At 40.0% G+C, this 21,115-nt stretch carries 10 protein-coding genes; 9 read left to right on the plus strand and 1 reads right to left on the minus strand.

What is annotated here, in order from left to right:
• Window positions 1–118 precede the first annotated feature (118 nt).
• Window positions 119–829, plus strand: coding sequence for a UMP kinase (gene pyrH, locus J0A69_RS00530; RefSeq protein ID WP_206584556.1), 711 nt, complete (start codon window positions 119–121; stop codon window positions 827–829).
• 10 nt (window positions 830–839) lie between these two features.
• Window positions 840–1,400, plus strand: a complete 561-nt coding sequence (frr, locus tag J0A69_RS00535; RefSeq protein WP_206584557.1) for a ribosome recycling factor — start codon at window positions 840–842, stop codon at window positions 1,398–1,400.
• 44 nt (window positions 1,401–1,444) lie between these two features.
• Here frr and J0A69_RS00540 read toward each other — a convergent pair whose 3' ends face one another.
• Entirely contained in the window at window positions 1,445–4,096 is a 2,652-nt protein-coding gene (locus J0A69_RS00540) for a DUF5686 and carboxypeptidase regulatory-like domain-containing protein (RefSeq protein WP_206584558.1), read from the minus strand.
• A 523-nt stretch (window positions 4,097–4,619) separates the two neighbouring features.
• On the opposite strand from J0A69_RS00540, the gene J0A69_RS00545 reads away from it, so the two are divergent.
• From J0A69_RS00545 to J0A69_RS00575, 7 genes are all read left to right on the plus strand, one after another.
• Complete coding sequence (locus tag J0A69_RS00545; RefSeq protein WP_206584559.1) at window positions 4,620–7,613, plus strand: SusC/RagA family TonB-linked outer membrane protein; 2,994 nt, start codon at window positions 4,620–4,622, stop codon at window positions 7,611–7,613.
• Window positions 7,614–7,632: 19 nt separating this feature from the next.
• Window positions 7,633–9,123 (plus strand): RagB/SusD family nutrient uptake outer membrane protein, encoded by a 1,491-nt coding sequence (locus J0A69_RS00550; RefSeq protein ID WP_206584560.1) that lies wholly within the window; start codon window positions 7,633–7,635, stop codon window positions 9,121–9,123.
• Between the two features lie 65 nt (window positions 9,124–9,188).
• The gene (locus J0A69_RS00555) at window positions 9,189–12,476 is read left to right on the plus strand and encodes a VCBS repeat-containing protein (protein ID WP_206584561.1); all 3,288 of its coding nucleotides are present in this window, start codon (window positions 9,189–9,191) and stop codon (window positions 12,474–12,476) included.
• The gene (locus J0A69_RS00560) at window positions 12,445–13,029 is read left to right on the plus strand and encodes a hypothetical protein (protein ID WP_206584562.1); all 585 of its coding nucleotides are present in this window, start codon (window positions 12,445–12,447) and stop codon (window positions 13,027–13,029) included. The genes J0A69_RS00555 and J0A69_RS00560 overlap by 32 nt, the downstream gene beginning before the upstream one ends.
• The gene (locus tag J0A69_RS00565) at window positions 13,026–16,334 is read left to right on the plus strand and encodes a VCBS repeat-containing protein (protein WP_206584563.1); all 3,309 of its coding nucleotides are present in this window, start codon (window positions 13,026–13,028) and stop codon (window positions 16,332–16,334) included. Before J0A69_RS00560 ends, J0A69_RS00565 begins: the two co-directional genes overlap by 4 nt.
• Window position 16,335: 1 nt before the next feature.
• Window positions 16,336–19,605 (plus strand): VCBS repeat-containing protein, encoded by a 3,270-nt coding sequence (locus J0A69_RS00570; RefSeq protein WP_206584564.1) that lies wholly within the window; start codon window positions 16,336–16,338, stop codon window positions 19,603–19,605.
• Window positions 19,606–19,751: 146 nt separating this feature from the next.
• The gene (locus tag J0A69_RS00575; protein WP_206584565.1) at window positions 19,752–21,095 is read left to right on the plus strand and encodes a vanadium-dependent haloperoxidase; all 1,344 of its coding nucleotides are present in this window, start codon (window positions 19,752–19,754) and stop codon (window positions 21,093–21,095) included.
• Window positions 21,096–21,115: the final 20 nt, after the last annotated feature.

Raw genomic sequence — 21,115 nt, forward strand, 5'->3', positions numbered from 1 at the left:
GTGATCCATCTCAAAATTGAGATTTGCCCTAGCATAATGAGATGAAGGAATTATATTTGTCGGATTATTTTATTTTAACCTACCTGATTCAGCAACTCCTTTGCAAATTAATCCATCTATGAAATACAAAAGAATACTGCTCAAACTAAGCGGAGAAGCACTCATGGGCGAAAAGAATTACGGCATCGACCCAAATAGGCTTCAGCAATACACCCAAGAAATCAAAAAAGTGAAAGAAATGGGTGTGGAGATTGCAATCGTGATAGGAGGAGGAAATATATTCAGAGGAGTCCAAGCTGCACAATCCGGAATTGATCGTGTACAAGGTGATTACATGGGCATGCTTGCCACTTTGATCAATGCCATGGCGCTTCAAAGTGCATTGGAACAGGCTGGCCTTTTCACCAGACTAATGTCAGGGATCAAAATAGAAAGTGTTTGTGAGCCATTTATCAGAAGAAGAGCAATCCGCCACTTGGAAAAAGGTCGAATTGTGATTTTCGGGGCCGGAATCGGAAACCCATATTTCACAACGGATTCTACCGCCAGCTTAAGAGCGATTGAAGTGGAAGCAGATGTGGTTTTGAAAGGAACCAGAGTTGATGGTGTGTATACAGCAGATCCTGAAAAAGACGCGACAGCTACTAAATACAAGACAATTTCTTTCCACGAAGTGTATGAAAAAAATCTAAATGTCATGGATATGACGGCATTTACACTTTGTCAGGAAAACAATTTGCCGATTATTGTTTTTGATATGAACAGAGCTGGTAATTTAAGTAAACTAGTACAAGGTGAAGAAGTAGGAACTTTGATCACAACACTTTAAGCTTAAGATTATGGAAGAAATCGAATTATTCTTAGACGAAGCAAAAGAATTAATGCAAAAAGCAGTAGACCATACTGTTTCCGAATTATTGAAAATCCGTGCGGGCAAAGCCATGCCAAATCTTTTAGATGGAATCATGGTTCAATACTATGGCGCACCTACCCCTTTATCTCAAGTTGCATCTATAAACACCCCTGACGCGAGAACTTTATCGATCAAGCCTTGGGAAAGAAACCTGATCAGCGAAATCGAGAAAGCAATTATCAATTCCGATTTGGGATTGGCTCCTCAAAACAATGGTGAAATCATTATCCTGACCATTCCAGCACTTACAGAGGAAAGAAGAATTTCTTTGGTGAAACAAGCCAAAAACGAATGTGAGAATGGAAAAATCTCTATTCGAACTGTCAGAAAAGATACCAACGATTCGTTGAAGAAACTTCAAAAAGAAGGAGTTGCCGAAGATGAAATCAAAAGAGCAGAAGATGTGGTTCAAAAATTAACCGATCAATATTCCGCTAAAATCGATGATTTGCTTGTCAAAAAAGAAGCAGATATCATGAAAGTGTAACCCAACAAAAAACCCAGTCGGCGACTGGGTTTTTATTTTTTCTATCAATTCACCTGGATAAAGGTGGCAATTCCAAACCTCACTCCTCCCCTCAAATATTTCCCGTTTTCAAATCCTGCACCCATTTCTAGTCTAAAGATCCGGAATAGGTTGTCCAAAGAATATCCCAACTCCATGTAATTGGGTGAATTTTCGGTTTTCAGATAATTGAAGAAAATGTTTTCCCTCACCCCGGAAAATCTCAACATCGGCAATTGAGTAAGCAAGAACTTTCTGAATTGGTAATGGAAAATCCCAGAAACATAGGATGTGTTTGTGCTATACTTATAATAATCCATGAACCGGTAATTAGAGGCTGGACCGAAGTTTGAAAAGATGGTTCTGTTACCTCCAAAGTGCTGGTAATCCTGGAAGTAAACCTGGTTGTTGTTCAGGAATGTTCCAGCGGATACATTGAAATCAAATTTCCCGCTGACCCCAAACTCAAAGAAATGCTCGATCCCCAATTCCAAATGATCAAAGTCTGCTACATTTTCAGAATCTAAAATCCCACCAAAAGCTTTGGAGTAATTGAACTTGATCAATGGAGCATGACTGGTGATGGGATATTTTCTTCCATTTCGGATTCCATATTTTACCCCGGGTCGCCATTCTATTCCTGCATTGAATTTCAATATTTCATGGTCTGCGAAAGCTTGATCTCTTGTTTCCACATTCTCGGGTTGATTGGAAGAATATTCTCTGCCTTCTTTATTATACCAGCTATAATTGGAGTTATTGAAAAGCTGATTCCTCGATGCGAACATGAGGTTTGCACGGTAAGTAAATCCATAATTCACTCGATGTGCCCAATAAATTCTAGCAAAATCTTGCTCGTATAGCTTCATGTAATTCTGTCGGAATAAAAGCGAGTAAAATGCGTTTACCTGCTCATTGATTGGCTCTCCACCATTGAATTGATAAATGTATTTACCGCCTTCCAATCCAAAAGTGGTTCCTGAAGTAGGCTTGGTGGTAGACCATCTCACGTCCACTTTACTGTAAAATTGGTTACTGGAAAACCCATATCTCAATTCAGGTTCGATATTGAAGCTTTTCCGAATTCTATTTACACTATCTGCCAGCTTTTCCTCTTGGTATTTTCGGTAGAAAAGCCCCATTCCCACCTTAAATCCTTCCACAGTATTGAAGGAAATTTTGGTCCAATTTTGCTTAAATCCGAAGGAAACTCCCTTTCCAAAATTATAGGTTGAGCCATTCATGAAATCTAAAGGTCTATACTTGCTTCTTGCTTTTTTTGCCACTGAATCGACTTCACTGACTTTTGCAGCTTCCACAACCGCAAGGCTATCATCTCTTTTATACCCTTCAATTTCTTTTTCAGTCAGAGGAACTGGCCTGATGCTGTCCCAATAAGACAAAGCCCTTTTCTTGGCCAAGGAATCAATGCTATAGTAACTTTCTGAAATAACTTCCGGCTCATCTCTTTCTTTCAGAGCTTCTTTTTCATATTCATTAATGAGCTTTCGATATTCTTTTCGAGTAGTTGGTTGCTCTTTAGCGAGTTGCTCTAGCGCGGATTCGGATTTATTAAAGTCCACCGTTTCCTCTGGAACTTCCTGTACTTTCTCATCGATGATTTCCGGCACATAGGCCAAATCAGGATTGAGAGTCACCTCATATTCACGTGTAGAAGCCAAGTATTTGAACTCACCTTCAAATCCAAAGAATTTCCCGCCAAAGCGATAGGTATGTGTCAATGGCATCCATACATTTTCAGCTACAGGAGCATATTGCTGGGTAGCCTGAATATCAAATCCCAATAGAGATGTCTTAAGATTCAGAGAATGAATAGCCCAAAGATCCTCGATGATGTAAATGTATCCTTCGAAAACACGCTCTCCTCTAGAGCGCGGAGTGACTTTGATCTTATTGACCATAACATCCTGATCAAAAAAGCTTCCCTCGTATTTGAATTTATAATAGGCAAAAGCTGATCTGGATAGTGGTGAGATAATGTCGTTGATTTTCTCCTGGTAAAAACTGGTTTGAATGTAAGGTGCTGGAGAAGTGGATTGATTGTCGCCATTTGTACGAATGGAAATGACCTTTTCTTCTACTTTGTTGGGCTGTGTAAAAGTGATCCTAGAAACAGATTCACTGGTATAAGCCTCGTTTAATTTCAGCCCTTCTTTCTCCAGAGTTTTCTTCAGAAAAAACGGTGCATCAGTCAGCTGCCCGGTCCCTTTCAAATAAACGGTCATGGAATATTGCTGCAATTGCAAACGGTGAAACTTCGCTTTAGAAATTGCCTTTCGCATGATCGTCAAAGCTGGATCCTCGGCTCCTGCCCTTACCTCCACCTCTCCAAGCGTATAGATCTGAGGCTCCAACTCAAAATTCATTTCCACCCATTCTTGCCCAATTTCAACTGTTTTCAATTGGGATTTATAACCTAAAAATTGAATCAAAACATCATAAACTCCAGGCTCAAGTTTGTATTCATAATTCCCATTTTGGTTAGTGGGTACGCCATCGCCAAGATTTCGGATATAGACCGATGCATAGGCCAATTCCTCCCCTTCCGTTGAAATTACTTTTCCTCTTATCCCTTGAGCAATTGAAAAATGAAATTGTATAAACAATAAGATTAGGAGCAAAACAGACTTGCAAAAAATGGGTAATTCTTTTGTCATATTATATTATTTAAGGATTAAATATATCCTATTAAATAGCACTCTATAAAACTTATTAATATCATTTAAGATATGTCTCTTTTCTAAAATTGAATTGAGAATGATTTCTCTTGCTTTTTCAACAAAAATTGAAAAATCCATAATCTCAAGCTTTTACGAAAAAAGGCTTCTATCTGCCAAAAATTAATTAAGTTTTTAATCAGAACTTCTTGAAAAATTTTAAAAATGTCGATTCTGAGCTCTCAGGGCATTTTTCTCAAAAACCCATTTTTTTAAAAAAATTAAAAAAAATTGAATTTTTTAAGTATTCATAAATGGAAATCGATTTCCATTGTCTTTTCAATTGATAAAAAATGATTTATGTAATTATTCATTAATAGAAGGATAATTCTGTTAATACCAACTTTTTAAACCTTCACCTAGGGCATTTGTTAATAATTGTAAAATCGAAATATATGCTTCACTTTAGAATCGAAATTAAGTACTCATACCTATTTCGCTTTTTAAAAAACCAAAAAACCCTATGAGAAATTATTTACAAAAACTCAAGTCGTTGCTGCTTGTAATGGTGCTTTTGATAAGTGCCACATTAGTAGCAAACGCCCAAAGTAGAACCGTGACTGGAACAGTCTTGGACGCTACTTTTGGAGACCCTGTTCCAGGTGCGACGGTGCTAGTAAAAGGTACTACCCGTGGTGTCGCCACAGATCTAGATGGTAAGTTCTCAATTGACCTACAATCTGGAGATCAAATTCTTGTGATTTCATTCGTTGGGTATATTACCCAGGAAGTTGAAATCGGAAACCAATCTACTATCACTGTAAATCTTGAAGAAGATATTCAGAGCCTAGAAGAGGCAGTAGTTATTGGTTATGGTTCTCAGGACAAAAAAGAAATCACCTCCGCTGTGGTTGGTGTGAAGCCTGAAGATTTTAACAAAGGTAACGTATCTAACCCTGCTCAATTATTGCAAGGTAAGGTAGCTGGTCTATCCATTACCAGACCAGGTGGTAACCCAAACAATGGTTTCAATGTGAGATTAAGAGGTCTTTCCACCTTTGGAGCAAACTCTTCTCCTCTTATTGTATTGGATGGTGTAATCGGTGCTTCATTGGAAAACGTAGATCCTAATGACATCCAGTCTATTGATGTATTGAAAGATGGTTCCGCAGCTGCTATTTATGGTGCTAGAGGTTCTTCTGGTGTAATTCTTATTACCACCACTAAAAAAGGAGGCAAAGATGGAAGAGCAAATGTTTCTATCAATGCTTTTGGAACAATGGACCAAGCAACTAATCTGATTCCAGTTCTTTCTGCTGAAGAATTTGTAGCAAGAGGCGGAACTGACTTTGGTAGTAACACAGATTGGAGAAACGAATTGATCGGTGATGCATTCTCTTATACTACCAATGCCAGCGTATCAGGTGGATTCAATAACACTAACTACATGGCTTCTGTAAACTACAGAGATAACCAAGGTATTGTAAATGGTGTATCTAACCAAAGACTAAATACAAGGTTAAACCTACAGCAAGGTGCATTTGATAATAAGTTGAGATTCAATATCAACCTATCATTCACAAACGTTGATTCCGAGTCTATCAACGACGCAGCATTCAGATATGCTACGCTTTATAACCCAACAGCACCAGTTTTCGAAAATTCTGAAGATGCAATGAATCGTTTCAATGGATATTTCCAGAGAGATTTGTTTGACTTCTACAATCCGGTTGCGTTGGCAAACCAGCAAAAATTCGTAGGTGAGACTAAGACAGCTTTGACTTCTTACAGAGCTGAATATGACATCCTTCCAAATTTGACTGTTTCTGCTCAATATTCTCAAGACAGAAGAAATACACTTTCTGGAGCTTTCTGGTCTCAATATGATTTCCAAGTAGGTCTAGGAGCCGGTGGTTCTGCTCAAAGAAATACTTTTGACAGAGCTCAGAAAATCTTTGAATCTACTATCAGATATGAAATTGATCTATCAGATGGATTGAATATGACTTTACTTGGTGGTGCTGCTACTCAGACTACTAAAAATCAGGGATTCAATGCTCGAGTAAGACAATATCTTTTCGACTTGGGTTGGGATAACTTAGGAGCTGGATCTATCAGATTGGGTAACAATACTGATGTTTCTTCCTTTGCAAATGAAGACAAGCTAAACTCTTTGTTTGGTAGAGCTAACTTCAACTACAACAACACATTCTTCTTCTCTGCATCTGTTAGAGCGGAAACTTATTCTGGATTTGGTCAAAACAATCAAACCGGTGTATTCCCTGCATTCAGTTTAGGTTCTGACTTTACTCAAGTTTTCGACATGGGTATTTTCAGTCAATTTAAGCCAAGAGTATCTTACGGTATCACTGGTAACCTACCTCCATCTCCAACCTTGGCTTTGGGTGTGTATGGTAATGGTAACAGAATCGATCTAGACGGCGATCCTTTGACAACAAATGATGTCTATGTTGGTATCGTTCAAAACTCAAACCCTAACAAGGATTTGAAGTGGGAGACTAAAAAAGAAATCAACTTCGGTGTTGACTTTGGAATCTGGAACAATAAGGTAACTGGTAGCATGGATTATTATGTTAGAAACATTTCTGACTTGCTATTCAACGTTCCTGTTGCTACTGGTGCTCCAAACCCATTTGATCCAGGAAGATTCAATACTGCTTCTTCAACTTGGGTGAACCTTGCTGATTTGAGAGCTGCTGGTTTTGAATTTGCCTTGGGAGTAACTGATATCGCTTTGGGTCCAATCAAATGGAATCCAAATATCAACTTCACCATCTATGACAAGACAACAATCGAAAGTTTATCAGCTGGTGAGCTAGGATTTGAAGAATTAAGATTCGCACCTCCGGGATCTCCTGGTCAGAACAACAACCCGATGATCTACAACAGAGTAGGCCAAACTTTGGGTGATTTCTACGGACCAAGATTATTAGGTTTGACTGATGGTGGTGAGTATATCCTTTCTACTACAGATCCAAATGAATTCGAAAGATTAGGAAATGGTCTTCCAAAAGGTGAATTCGGTTTTGCAAACAATTTCGTGTATGGAGCTTGGAACTTAAGCTTCTTCTTGAGAGGTGCTTGGGGTCATGATCTTTACAACTCTTACAGAGGTTTCTATGAAAATGCAGATGCAGGATCAAATACTTGGAACTCTGTTGTAACAGACAAAACTCCTTCTTCTCCATTGGTTACATCTACTCCAACATTCAACAGCTCTTACATTGAAGATGCTTCTTTCGTCAGATTGGATAACATGGAAGTGGGTTATAACTTCAAGACAAGTTCTCCAAACTTGAATTCTTTCAGAGTTTATTTTGCGGCTCAGAACTTATTCACGATTACAAATTACACAGGTGTAGATCCTGAAGTAAGAATTACAGACAGTGAAAATGGAGATGGATTTACTACTTCATTGTCGCCGGGTATTGAGAGAAGAAATACTTACTTCCAAACAAGATCATTGACTTTGGGTGTAACTGTAAATTTTAAATAATCAATCAAAAATCAGAGACATGTTAAAATATATTAGTAAAATCTGTCTATTGGTTCCAGTGGTATTCTTACTGGGATCATGTTGGGAATTGGATCAGGAGGTCCTCGACGGAGTTACTCCTGAGGATGTTGCAAATAGCAATAACCCAGAATTGATTGACGTTTTGAAAGCTTCTGCTTATTCAAGAATTGTTGGTAGCTGGGGAGGTCATAACAGTATTTGGTCTATCTACGAAGTAGCTTCTGATGAGATGGCAATCCCTCAAAAAGGTGCTGACTGGGAAGATGGTGGTCTATGGCTAAGAATGCACAGACATACTTGGGGACCATCTGACGAGGCTTTCAATAACTCTTGGAACTATTGCTTCACAGCAATCGGTGAGATCAACAACTTGATTATCTCTTTCCCGGATGTAGAAGCTTTGAATGCTGAATTGAAAGTACTTCGTGCTTTGACTTACTTATGGTTGATCGATAGCTTTGGTAACGTTCCTATCGTAACTGAAGAATCTACAGGTGGAAACCCAACCAATAATTCAAGACAAGAAGTTTTCAATTTCATCGAGTCTTCAATTTTGGACAACGTTGATTTGCTTACTAAAGCAAACACAAAAACCACGATCAATTACTATACAGCTCATGCAATGTTGGCTAAGTTGTATCTAAATGCTGAAATCTACACCGGAACTCCTAGATGGGCTGACGCAGAAGCTGCAGCTGACGTTGTAATTAATAGCGGTATGTATTCTTTGTCTACTAATTTCTTCAGCAACTTTGCTACAAGAAACGGTGGATCTACTGAAAACATCTTGACTTTGCCATATGACGAAAACAACGCAGGTGGTTTCAACTTGGTACAGATGACTCTTCACTACCTAAGCCAAAACACATTCAACCTTCAGGAGCAGCCATGGAATGGTTATGCTTCTTTGGAAGAATTCTACAATGGCTTCGATGACAATGACGTAAGAAAGCAAAGCTTTTTAGAAGGTCCTCAGTTTGCTGCAGATGGCACAAGATTGAATGATATTTCTGCTGAAGCAGGTGATCCAGATGGACAGCCTTTGACCTTCACACCAGAAATCAACATGCTTGCTCCAAATGCATTCAGACAAGCTGGTGTTAGAGTTGGAAAATTTGAATTCGCTTCCGGTTCTCCATCTAACATGAGTAATGATTATCCTTTGATCAGATTGTCAGACATCATTTTGATCAAAGCTGAAGCTGCTTTCCGTCAAGGAAAATTAGATGCTGCTTTAGCTGCTATCAACCAAGTGAGAACTAGAGCAAATATGCCTGCGTTCACTACCTTGACTTTAGATGACATCTACAATGAAAGAGGTTATGAATTGTTTGCTGAGGCTTCCAGAAGAACTGACATGATCAGATTCGGAAAATGGAATGAGCCTTGGTGGGAAAAAGGAGCTTCTGAACCATACAGAGCATTATTCCCAATTCCATTGCAACAAATCAATGCAAACCCTAACTTGACTCAAAACCCAGGTTATTAATAGCATTTGATAAATTAAAGTAGAGGAAGTGTACTTTTGTGCACTTCCTTTTTTTTCAAAACCCCATGAAAATTAGGACTTACATCCTATTTCTAACCCTTTTATCGATTTCCTGCTCACAACAAGACAGGAAAGAAATCCCCCTATACCAATTACTCTCTGAAGAGGAATCTGGAATCAGTTTTAGAAATGATCTGAATTACACCGAACAAGTCAATCCTTATACATTTAGAAATTTTTACAATGGTGCTGGAGTGGCACTCGCTGATATCAATCAAGATGGTTTGATCGATATTTTTTTTGCTGGAAATCAAACCTCCAATAGACTTTACCTCAACGAAGGAAATCTAAAGTTTAAAGACATTACAGTTTCGGCTGGACTGGAATCTGAAAACATCTGGTCCACCGGTGTTAGCATGGCTGATATCAACAGCGATGGATTAACAGATATTTTTGTTTGCAAATCAGGACCTCCAGGAGGTGCCAAAAGACACAATGAATTGTTTATTAATAACGGTGACCTGACCTTCTCCGAAAAATCTACATCCTATGGGTTGAATGATGCAGGTCTTTCCCAACATGCCGTATTTTTTGATTATGATAAAGACGGAGATCTCGATCTTTACCTTCTTAGCAATTCCACCCGATCAGTGGGTGTTTTCGATTTACGTGAAGGGCAAAGAGAAATCCGCGATGAAACGGGAGGAAACAAACTTTACAGAAACGAGGGAGAGAAATTTACAGATGTAAGCGAAGAAGCGGGAATCTTTGGAAGTGCGATTGGTTATGGGCTCGGCGTCACTGTAGCCGACCTCAATGCCGACAGCTGGCCAGACCTGTATGTTTCCAATGACTTTTTCGAGCGCGATTACCTCTATCTCAATAATCAGGACGGTACATTCAGCGAACAATTGCCAGACTTGATTTCAGAACTCAGCATGGGCTCCATGGGTGCAGATATCGCCGATCTCGACAATGATGGTAGACCGGATATTTTTGTCACTGAAATGCTTCCTGCAAAACTGGAACGGGTCAAAACAAAAACTCCACTTGAAGATTGGGATAAATACCAAGCGAATATCAAAGCTGGATACCATCATCAATTTACTAGAAACACGCTTCAAAGAAATCTTGGATTCAATCCAGAGACAAACAAACCCATATTCTCTGAAGTATCCCGGCAAACAGGCATGGAAGCGACAGATTGGAGTTGGGGAGCTTTGATCTTTGATGCGGATAACGATGGTCTCAAAGATGTATTTGTTGCCAACGGGATCGTTAAAGATTTGACTGATTTTGACTTCGTGGACTTCTATGTAAACAATCAGGAAAAAGTCGAAGGTTATAGAAAAGACTCTGTTCTTTTGACCAAAATGATTGATGAATTTCCTTCCAATCCGCAGCAGAATTATTGGTTCAAAAATTTGGGAAATTGGGAGTTCGAAAATCTCGCTGATTCCATTGGGCTTTCGCAAAAGACATTCAGCACAGGAGCAGCTTATGGAGATTTGGACAACGATGGGGATTTGGACTTGGTCATCAATAACCTGAACGAAAGAGCTTATATCTATCAAAACAACACACGAGAAAAAGGCGGGAACTCAAATTACCTAACAGTTGATTTGGGACAGGAATTTGGGGCTCAGGTAACTTGCTTCATCCAGAACAAAGAGCTCTATCAAGAATTTCAGCCAGTCAAAGGATACATGTCGTCTGTCGATCCCAGACTTCATTTTGGCTTGGGGGATGCCACCAAGGTTGACTCCATTCAGGTCAAGTGGTCTAATGGGGAAATCAGTCTTTTCAAAGAAATTGCGGCAAACCAAACGATTGGATTAAAACAAATTAGTCTCGCAACCAATCCACCAGTTAGTAGATCAGGAAATTCTTTATTCACTAAGTCGACTTACAATATTCCTTTCTCCCATGAGGAAAGCGAGTTTATAGATTTTGACAGGGATCGGCTTCGATTTTGGATGATCAGTAACGAAGGTCCTCAGGCCGCTGCTGCGGATATTAATGGAGATGGATTAGAAGATTTGTTTCTTCCAGGTGCCAAAGGCCAAAGCTCAAGTTTGATGATCCAGCATGCGAATGGTGATTTTAAGCCGGTTCAAGGCGACTTATTTTCAAAAGACAACTTAGCTGAGGATGTCGTTTCGCATTTCTTTGATGCCAATGGAGACAGCTACCCGGATCTGATCGTTGGTGCTGGTGGAATCGAGTTTGCAAATGGCGCGATCCAATACCAAGACCGTCTCTACCTAAATGATGGAAAAGGAAATCTGAAAGAAACTGAAACCAATTTCCCAACTCAACCAACTGGATTCATTCTTTCGGAGGATTTTGATTTGGATGGTGATGAGGACTTAATATTTGGCTATCGATCAATTCCTTTTGCTTATGGTTTACCAACATCCATCTCATTTTGGAAGAATGACGGACAAGGTAATTTTGAAGACGTTTCCAGTTCTTTCGGATTCGATTTTTCCAAAATCGGAATGCTTACAGCAGGAGCTTGGGCAGATCTAAATGCGGATGGTAAGCCAGAATTGATTGTGGCTGGCGAATGGATGCCAATTCGGATTTTCACATTATCCAATGGAAAGTTTGAAGAAAAGACTCTTGATTTTGGATTTGCCGAAACAAATGGTCTTTGGAACACTTTGCAAGTAGAAGATATCAACGGAGATGGTCAACCCGATATTTTAGCTGGAAACCTAGGCCTCAATAGCCGATTGAAAACTTCGCCTGAAAAGCAACTTCAACTCTACATCAATGACTTTGATCAAAATGGATCCTTAGATCCGATTTTGGTCAGCTCAAACGGTCAGCAGGCTATTCCTTGGCTGATGAAAAATACTTTATTGAAGCAGCTGCCATCATTAAAGAAACAATTGCCAACCTACGCTTCTTACCAGAATAAGAGTTTGCAAGAGCTCTTTCCAAAAGAAGTTTTGGCAAATTCTTTAATTTTGAAAGCAGATATCTTAAGTACAAGCGCTTGGGTGAATCAAGGCAATGGTACCTTTGAAAAACTCCAATTGCCACAGGAAATCCAATCTGCACCGGTATATGCCATTCAATCCTTTCAGGATCTAGAGGGCAGACAATTCCTGATCTTTGGTGGAAATCAAAGCAAGATCAAACCTGAACTTGGTAGCCAGATGGGAAGTTTTTCCTGGGTGCTTCAAAAATCAAAAGAAAATAAGTGGGAAGTTTTACTTCCGGAAAATAGCGGAATTTATGTCCCTGGTGAGATTCGGGACATTTTATCAGTCCGCATTAATAATGAAGATCATTTACTCTTTTTGAGAAATAATGAAAATACAATTGCATTCAAGATTCGTTAGTTTAGGATTTCTTCTCTTGTTGTGCCTTAGCGCTTGCCAGACTCCTTATGAAAAGATGGTCGCGGAAGAATTGGCGTCAGGAAAAGAAGTGAAAGAATTATTCCTCGGGTTGGAACTGGGAATGTCCAGAAAAGATTTCTTTGAAACATGTTGGGAGCTAAACAGCAAAGGCATCCTGACTAATGGACCAACGGAATTAAGTGTGGAATACGATGCTCCATTACCTTCAGGAAATGCAGCAAAAATGAGGTTTTACCCTAAGTTTGAAAATGATAAAATCTATATGATGCCAGTGGAGTTTGCATACGAAGGCTGGGCTCCGTGGAATGAGGAATTATCCGTGGAAAAATTGAGGGAAGATGTGCTCCAGCTATTTGAAAAATGGTATGGAAAAGGTTTTATCGAAGTGAGTAATGAAGACAAAAGTCAAATCGCATTTGTCAAAGTTGACGGCAACAGAAGGATCAGGATTTTCAAAAAACACCTTTCTATTGTCAGAGCTGAGATTTTGGATTTGAAAGTACAAGAAGAACTAGAAGCAGACCCATCATGAGAAAAATAATTGTTGGTTTACTCCTGTCTTCCGTTCTGTTCTCCTGCCAAGAAGAGCAAAAGTCAGAAACTACCCTATTCAAAAAGATAGACCCTAAGGAGTCAGGAATAGATTTCAGAAACGACCTTTCTTTTGATGAGGAATTTAACATCTTCACCTACCGAAATTACTACAATGGAGGTGGCGTTGCCTTGGGCGATATCAATAACGATGGCTTGCTCGATATTTACTTTTCAGCCAATCTAAGCGATAACAAACTCTATCTGAACAAAGGAAATTTCCAGTTCGAGGACATCACTGATCAAGCTGGTGTGGCTGGTAAAAGTGCCTGGAGTACCGGTGTAGCAATGGCGGATGTCAATGGAGATGGTTTTTTGGATATCTATGTCTGCAACTCCGGAGATATCGCTGGTGACAACAAGAAAAATGAATTATTCATCAACAAAGGAGACGGAACCTTTACGGAACAAGCTGAAACTTATGGTTTAGCAGATCAGGGGTTTTCCACCCATGCGGTTTTTTTCGACTATGATAAGGATGGAGATCTCGATGTCTATTTATTGAACAACAGCTACGAGGCTATCGGAAGCTTCAACAAGATGCAAAATGAGCGTCCAAAAAGAGACGCTGTAGGTGGGGATAAATTATTCAGAAACGATGGTGAAAATTTCACTGATGTCAGCGAAGAAGCGGGGATTTTTGGATCAATAATCGGTTTTGGACTGGGAATTACTATCGGAGATGTCAATCAGGATACTTGGCCGGATATCTTTATCTCAAACGACTTTTTCGAAAAAGATTACCTCTACATCAACAATCAAGATGGAACTTTCACAGAGTCTTTGGAATCCAGTATGAGATCTATCAGTGCTGCATCCATGGGTGCTGATATTGCAGATATCAACGGGGATGGGCTTTTGGACATCTTTGTGACTGACATGCTACCTGAGATTCCTACAAGACTGAAGCAGGTAACGACTTTTGAAAACTGGGACAAATTCCAGTTCAATAAAACTCACGGATACCACTATCAATTCTCCCGAAACATGCTTCATGTCAATAATGGAGACGGAAGCTTTAGTGAAATGGGAAGACTGGCAAATGTAGAAGCTACTGACTGGAGTTGGGGAGCTTTGATATTTGATATGGATGGAGATGGGATGAAAGATCTTTTTGTTGCCAATGGAATTTACCAAGACATCACCGATCTGGATTACCTGAATTTCATCGACGATGAAGAGACCAAAATCAAAATCATTTCTCAAGAAGGAGTGGATTACAAAGCTCTGATTGATCCGATTCCAATTAATCCTGTCTCTAATTATGCTTATCACAACTTAGGAGACTTGCATTTTGAGAATAAGGCAAATGATTGGGGATTGGGAGAACCGATTCAATCCAATGGCGCTGCTTACGGAGATCTGGATAATGACGGGGATTTGGATCTTGTGGTGAATAATGTCAATGATCCAGCGCTATTATTCAGAAATGATACCCGTGAATTTTTCCCAAATCATCATTTCCTACAGTTGCAGCTGAAAGGAAAAGGTAAAAACACGGAAGCAATCGGTACACAGATACTTGTCAAAGCCGGAGACAAAAAGTTCTATATGGAACAAATGCCAAACCGTGGCTTCCAATCATCTGTGGATCCAAAATTGACTTTAGGGCTTGGGGAGCTTTCCTCAGTTGATGAAATCAATGTGCTTTGGCCTGATGGTTCATTCACACAAATGAAATCCGTTTCAGCCGATCAATTGATCCAACTGGACTGGAATGAAGCTGGTGAGATGCCTGATAATTTTGATTTTTTTGAAAAACCAGCCGGAGATTTCTTCGAAAAAGAAACAGCTTCCAAATTGGAATTTACACATCAGGAAAATCCAATGGTTGATTTTGACCGAGATCGACTTACCTACCACATGCTTTCAACAGAAGGCCCCGCCTTTGCCAAAGGCGATGTGAATGGAGATGGTTTAGAAGATCTTTACCTGGGAGGTGCGAAAACCTTTGTTGGTAAGTTATTCCTGCAACAAAGGGATGGCAGCTTTAAACTATCTGAGCAATCTGCTTTTGCCATAGATGCTCTTTCTGAAGATACTGACGCACTTTTTGTTGATGTAAACGGAAATGGGATTTTGGATTTGGTTGTTGCTTCGGGCGGAAATGAATCCGGTTTGGGTTCGCCTGATCTGATGGATCGAATTTATATCAATGACGGAAAAGGGAATTTCGAGAAAAAACAAAACACCGGATTTGCTTCAGTTTTAGGAAGCAGTTCTGTCATAAAAGTTTTGGATATCAATTCCGATGGAGCGATGGACCTGTTTATGGGGGGAAGATTGGTGCCTTTTGTTTACGGAGCTCCTGCCTCAAGTACACTTTGGATCAATGATGGGACAGGAAGTTTTACTGATCAAACGGATCAAATAGCACCGGCTCTCAAAGAAATCGGCATGGTAACAGATGCCGCAGTATTGGATTATGATCAGGATGGAAAAGAGGATTTGATCTTGGTGGGAGAATGGATGGCGCCAACTTTCCTAAGAAACACAGGAAATAAACTGGATCTGATTGAAATGCCGGAAATGGAATCCCTAAAAGGCTGGTATAGAAGTCTGGCTGTTGGAGATTTTAACGAAGACGGTAAACCTGATTTGATTCTTGGAAATCATGGCTTAAACACCCGGTTCAAAACTGATTCGGAGCATCCAATTTCAATGTATTTAAATGATTTTGATCAAAATGGAGCGGTGGAACACATCTTTACCCGCCAAAATGATGGCTTGCAGGTCCCCTATACTTTGAAGCATGAACTGGAAAAGCAAGTGCCAGGTATCCGGAAAAAATACATGCGGTATAGCAATTACAACAATGAAATGCTGACGGATTTATTCCCAGAGGATGCCATTGCCAATTCTATCCGCAACCAAATAAATCAATTGGCATCCGGAATTCTGATCAATGAAGGAAATGGAAAATTCACGTGGAATGCTTTGCCAAGAATGGCTCAGAAATCCTGGATTTTCGCAATTCAAACCACAGATCTCAATGCAGATGGGCATTTGGATTTGATCCTTGGAGGAAACTTGACACAAGCGAAACCTGAGGTCGGAAAATATGATGCCAGCTATGGTGAAATCCTACTAGGAAATGGTGATGGGACATTTACCTATTGGCCAAACTCCCAGCACGGAATGAAGCTGGAAGGAGATATCCGGGCTATTGACAAGCTAGACGAGGATCAATTCTTGATTGTTAAAAACAGCGGTACAGCTGAAATTTGGAAGGTTACAAATAAGTAAAATGAGAATTAAATCACTTGGTTTACTGGTCTTGGCTTGTGCTTTCTTTTCCTGTGAAAAAGAAACCGAACAAGCGACCAAGCTTTTCGAACTCCTACCTTCTGAACAAACAGGAATCAATTTTGAAAACAACCTGACCTCCACGCCTGAATTTAATATTCTCGAATACCTGTATTTCTACAATGGAGGAGGCGTCGCTGCCGGAGACATCAACAATGATGGATTAATAGATCTTTATTTTACTGGCAACCAAGTTTCAAACAAACTTTACCTCAACAAAGGGGATTTTAAGTTTGAAGATATCACAGATAAAGCCGGGGTGACAGGCGAAAATGGCTGGTCTACTGGAGTCACGATGGCCGATGTCAACGGAGATGGATTATTGGACATCTACGTTTCGCAGGTCGGAGATTACAAAAGCATAAAAGGCAAAAACCGACTTTATATCAATCAAGGAGACGAAACCTTCCTTGATTTGGCATCAGAATATGGCCTTGATTTCGTTGGATTCAGCACCCAAGCTGTATTTTTTGATTACGACCGGGATGGAGATTTGGACATGTACTTACTTAATCATTCCGTCAAATCGCCTGAGGTTTTTTCCAAAGCTTCTACCCGCCAAACTCCCGATGAGAAAGGAGATAAACTTTTCAAAAATCTAGCAGCTGAAGGTGAAAACAGGTTTGAAGATGTGACAGTCGAATCAGGAATTTATTCCAGTATCCTAGGTTTTGGACTGGGTGTTGGGGTAGCTGATTTCAACAGCGACGAATGGCCTGACATTTACGTTTCCAATGATTTCACCGAAAATGATTACCTCTATATCAATCAGCAAAACGGAACTTTCCTTGAATCCTTAGAAGACAAAATCGCCAATACCAGCCGGTATAGTATGGGAAATGATTTGGCTGATTTGAATGGAGATGGAATGCCGGAAATCTTCACAACAGATATGCTTCCTGAAAACCCTGAAATCTGGATGAAATCAGTTGGAGAGGATAAGTCTGAAGTTTATCAGATCAAAAAGCAATTTGGATACAATGATCAATATGTGAGAAATCACTTGCAGGTCAATCTTGGAAATGGGGATTTCAGTGAATTGGCATTGTTTGCAGGGGTATCAGCTTCAGATTGGAGTTGGTCGCCATTGATTTTCGACATGGACAATGATGGTCTCTCGGATATTCATGTGACAAATGGAATCGTCAAGCGACCTAATGATCTGGATTTTATCCAGTATAGCCAAGAAGTGGACCCGAACAGCTCGATGGAGCAGTTGAGGAAAACCCAGATTGACATGCTGCCAACAGTTAAGCTGTCCAATTATGCATTCCAGAATACTGGGGAATTAAAATTCACAAACAAAGCAAGTGCTTGGGGATTGGATCAACCAAGCTATTCCAATGGCTCGACTTACGCAGATTTGGATAATGACGGTGACCTGGATTTAATTCTAAATAACCTCAATCAACCTGCTTTTGTCTATAAAAATCATTCAGAAAAATCTGGGAATAACTTTCATTCTGTTACCCTAGAAAATCAAGCTTTTAATCAATTCGGTATTGGATCCAAAGTGACTGTCTTCAGCGGCGATCAACTTTTTTCACAGTATGTTGGGAATAGTCGTGGCTTCCAATCAGCAGTTAGTCCAGAGCTGGTTTTTGGATTAGGAAATTCTGAAAAGATCGATTCTGTTTGGGTTGAATGGCCAGAAGGCGAAAAAGAAGTTTTTCTTGATCTTAAGACAAATAGCAAAGTAACGCTTGAAAAAGGAAGAGGAAAAGCTTTTGTAACTTCTTCTACCCAAAATTCAAAAGAGGAAAAATTCCCATCCATTGACTGGATGCATGAAGAAAAGACAGAAGTGGATGAAGTCAAAAGAGAGTATTTGATACCACGTTCTTTTTCGGTTTTAGGCCCTGCTTTGGCAGTAGCAGATGTAAATTCTGATGGATTAGAGGATGTCTATTTAGGAGGTGCTAAAGATCAGCCTGGAGTTCTTTACCTTCAAAAATCCTCAGGTGAGTTCGAAGCAGTTTCCAATCCTATTTTCCAGCAACTTGCCAAGGCGGAGGATGTCGTTGCTGAGTTCGCAGATTTCAATCAAGATGGATTGATGGATTTGATCGTGGGAAGTGGCGGCAATGAATATGATCCAGGTAATCTCTTCCTTTTCGACAGAATCTACTTTGGTAAAGGAAATGGCCAATTTCAGTTTATTCCAAATGCCCTGCCTCCTATAGGAGAAAACACCTCCACGATCGCAATCCATGATGTGGATGGAGATGGGGGTCTAGATCTGTTTCTGGGTGCTTCGGTTGTTGCGGGAGATTATGGAGCTTCACCAAAAAGCAGCTTGTTGATCAATTTAGGAAATGGCCAATTCAGGGATGAAACTAGTGACTGGATGGGAACTGAAGGCAATCTGGGCATGATCAATTCAGCAGTTTGGGCTGACCTTGACGGGGATTCTATCGAGGAATTGATCCTTACTGGAGATTGGCAGCCAATCAGAGTATTTAAATTGACCAGCGATAATCGCTTGAAAGAGACTTCGATTCCTGGTTTAGAAAGATCAGCAGGATGGATCCAATCTTTAAAAATCGCTGATATAAATGGTGATGGTCGTCCTGATATTTTAACAGGGAATCTGGGAGAAAACTCAAAATTGAAAGCGAGTTATGAAAATCCACTTTGGCTTTACCATGCAGATTTTGATGGAAATGGACAGGCTGATCCATTGATTTTTCATTACATGGAGAACAAGCTGGTTCCTTTTGCAACCCGAGACGATCTGATAAAACAGATTCCGGGAATCAAAAAACTTCATGGCTCTTATGCTGATTATTCCAGGATCTCCAAGCCAGAAGAATTATTTCCTAGCCCTGCATTGAATGCAGCTAATAAGTATCCGGTTTTTGAATTGAGGTCTGGGGTTTATTTCCAACAAGAAAATGGAAGTTTTGTATTCGAGCCATTTCCTAGTTCGGTTCAATGGTCTCCTGTCATGGATATGTATTGGGATGACAACCAAAAAACCTTGCATTTGGCTGGGAATTTCTCAGGATTCAGGGTTGATCTTGGAAAAACAAACAGCCTACCTTTCCAATCTTGGAATTATCAGGGAGGATCTTGGAAGAAAATAAATTTGAACTCTGATATTCCAAATCAATCAGAAATCAGAAGAATCCGTCCTATTTCAGTTAGTGGAGGAAATTATTTGTTGGCAGCTCCAAATTCATCTGTCCCTTATTGGGTCAAAATCCCTTAATTGAAGCCCTTCAATATTTGCAAAATCGTTAATTTCCAATACTTTTGACCACCCAAACGAATCAGAACAAACGTTAAAAAGTTTGAGCTTGGCCGCTGATTATCTTAAATTTACGGTCTATTACTACCCTATCACTTGTAAATATCATGCGTTTTATAAAAATCATAGCAAGTCTTTGCTTGCTGATTACTGTAATATCCTGTCAAGAGAAAGTTGATTATTCCAACGTAATTACGGACGGAACTTATCTCAGCAATGCCCAAAATAGAATTACTGAAGTAATTATCCACGACATCTTTTCTCCTCCAGTTGCGGCTAGAATTTATTCTTATTCCAGCTTAGCAGCTTATGAGGTTGCTGCAGCAGCAGATCCAAATTATGTGTCTTTGTTAGGCCAGTTAAATGGTTCTGAAAAGACGACTTTCAATCCTTCTGAAAAAGTTTACTTGCCTTTGGCATCTTTGGCAGCCTACTATTATGTAGGAACCGGACTTATCTTCTCTGAGGATATGATGAATGAGCATAGAGATGCAGCCTATGCCGAATTGAAAGAAAAAGGTATTCCAGAGGATGTATTTGAAGCATCTATTGCCTTCGGCAAAGAAGTTGGAGACGCAATCAAAGCGTACTCCTCTAAAGACAATTACCATCAGAGCCGTTCTTTTCCAAAGTACACAGTGACTGGAGAATTTGGCACTTGGGAGCCAACTCCACCTGCTTACATGGAGGCGATTGAACCTCATTGGAACAAAATCAGAACTTTTGTTTTGGATTCTGCGGCACAGTTCAAACCACTTGCTCCACCTCCATTCTCTATTGAGCCAGGATCGGAATTCTACAATGCTGCCAAGCAGGTTTATGATGCTGCTGTGAATGCCGGAACAGAACAAAAGGAAATCGCTTTGTTTTGGGATTGCAATCCTTACAAAATGAATGTCAAAGGCCATGTGATGTTTGCCGAGAAGAAAATCACTCCCGGTGGTCATTGGATGAGCATTGCATCTATTGCAAGTAAAGCGGCAGGCAAAGACTGGAAAGGAACAGCCGAAACTTTTGCTCTGACAGGAATTGCCCTAAATGAGGCATTTATTTCCTGTTGGGATGAAAAATATCGCAGCAACCTGATCAGACCGGAAACTTATATCAATCAATACATAGATGAGGAATGGGTTCCACTTTTGCAGACTCCACCTTTCCCAGAGCATACAAGTGGACACAGTGTTGCTTCATCAGCAGCTGGCTATACTTTAGGACAACTTTTCGGGGATGAATTCCATTTGGTTGACAGTTCGGAAGTAGCTTACGGTCTACCTGTTAGAGAGTATAATTCCTTTAGCCAAGCTTATAAGGAGGCTGCAATCAGCAGATTTTATGGAGGAATCCATTATATGCCAGCTATAGATTATGGAGTCTCCCAGGGACTGTCCATCGGAGAGTTTATCTGGAAAAATATCAGTACAAAGCCAGAAAGATTGGCAGAGGCAAAATAAAGGAAAGCAGCTCATTTAGG

The sequence above is a fragment of the Algoriphagus pacificus genome (assembly GCF_017254845.1).
GTDB classification, from domain to species: domain Bacteria; phylum Bacteroidota; class Bacteroidia; order Cytophagales; family Cyclobacteriaceae; genus Algoriphagus; species Algoriphagus pacificus.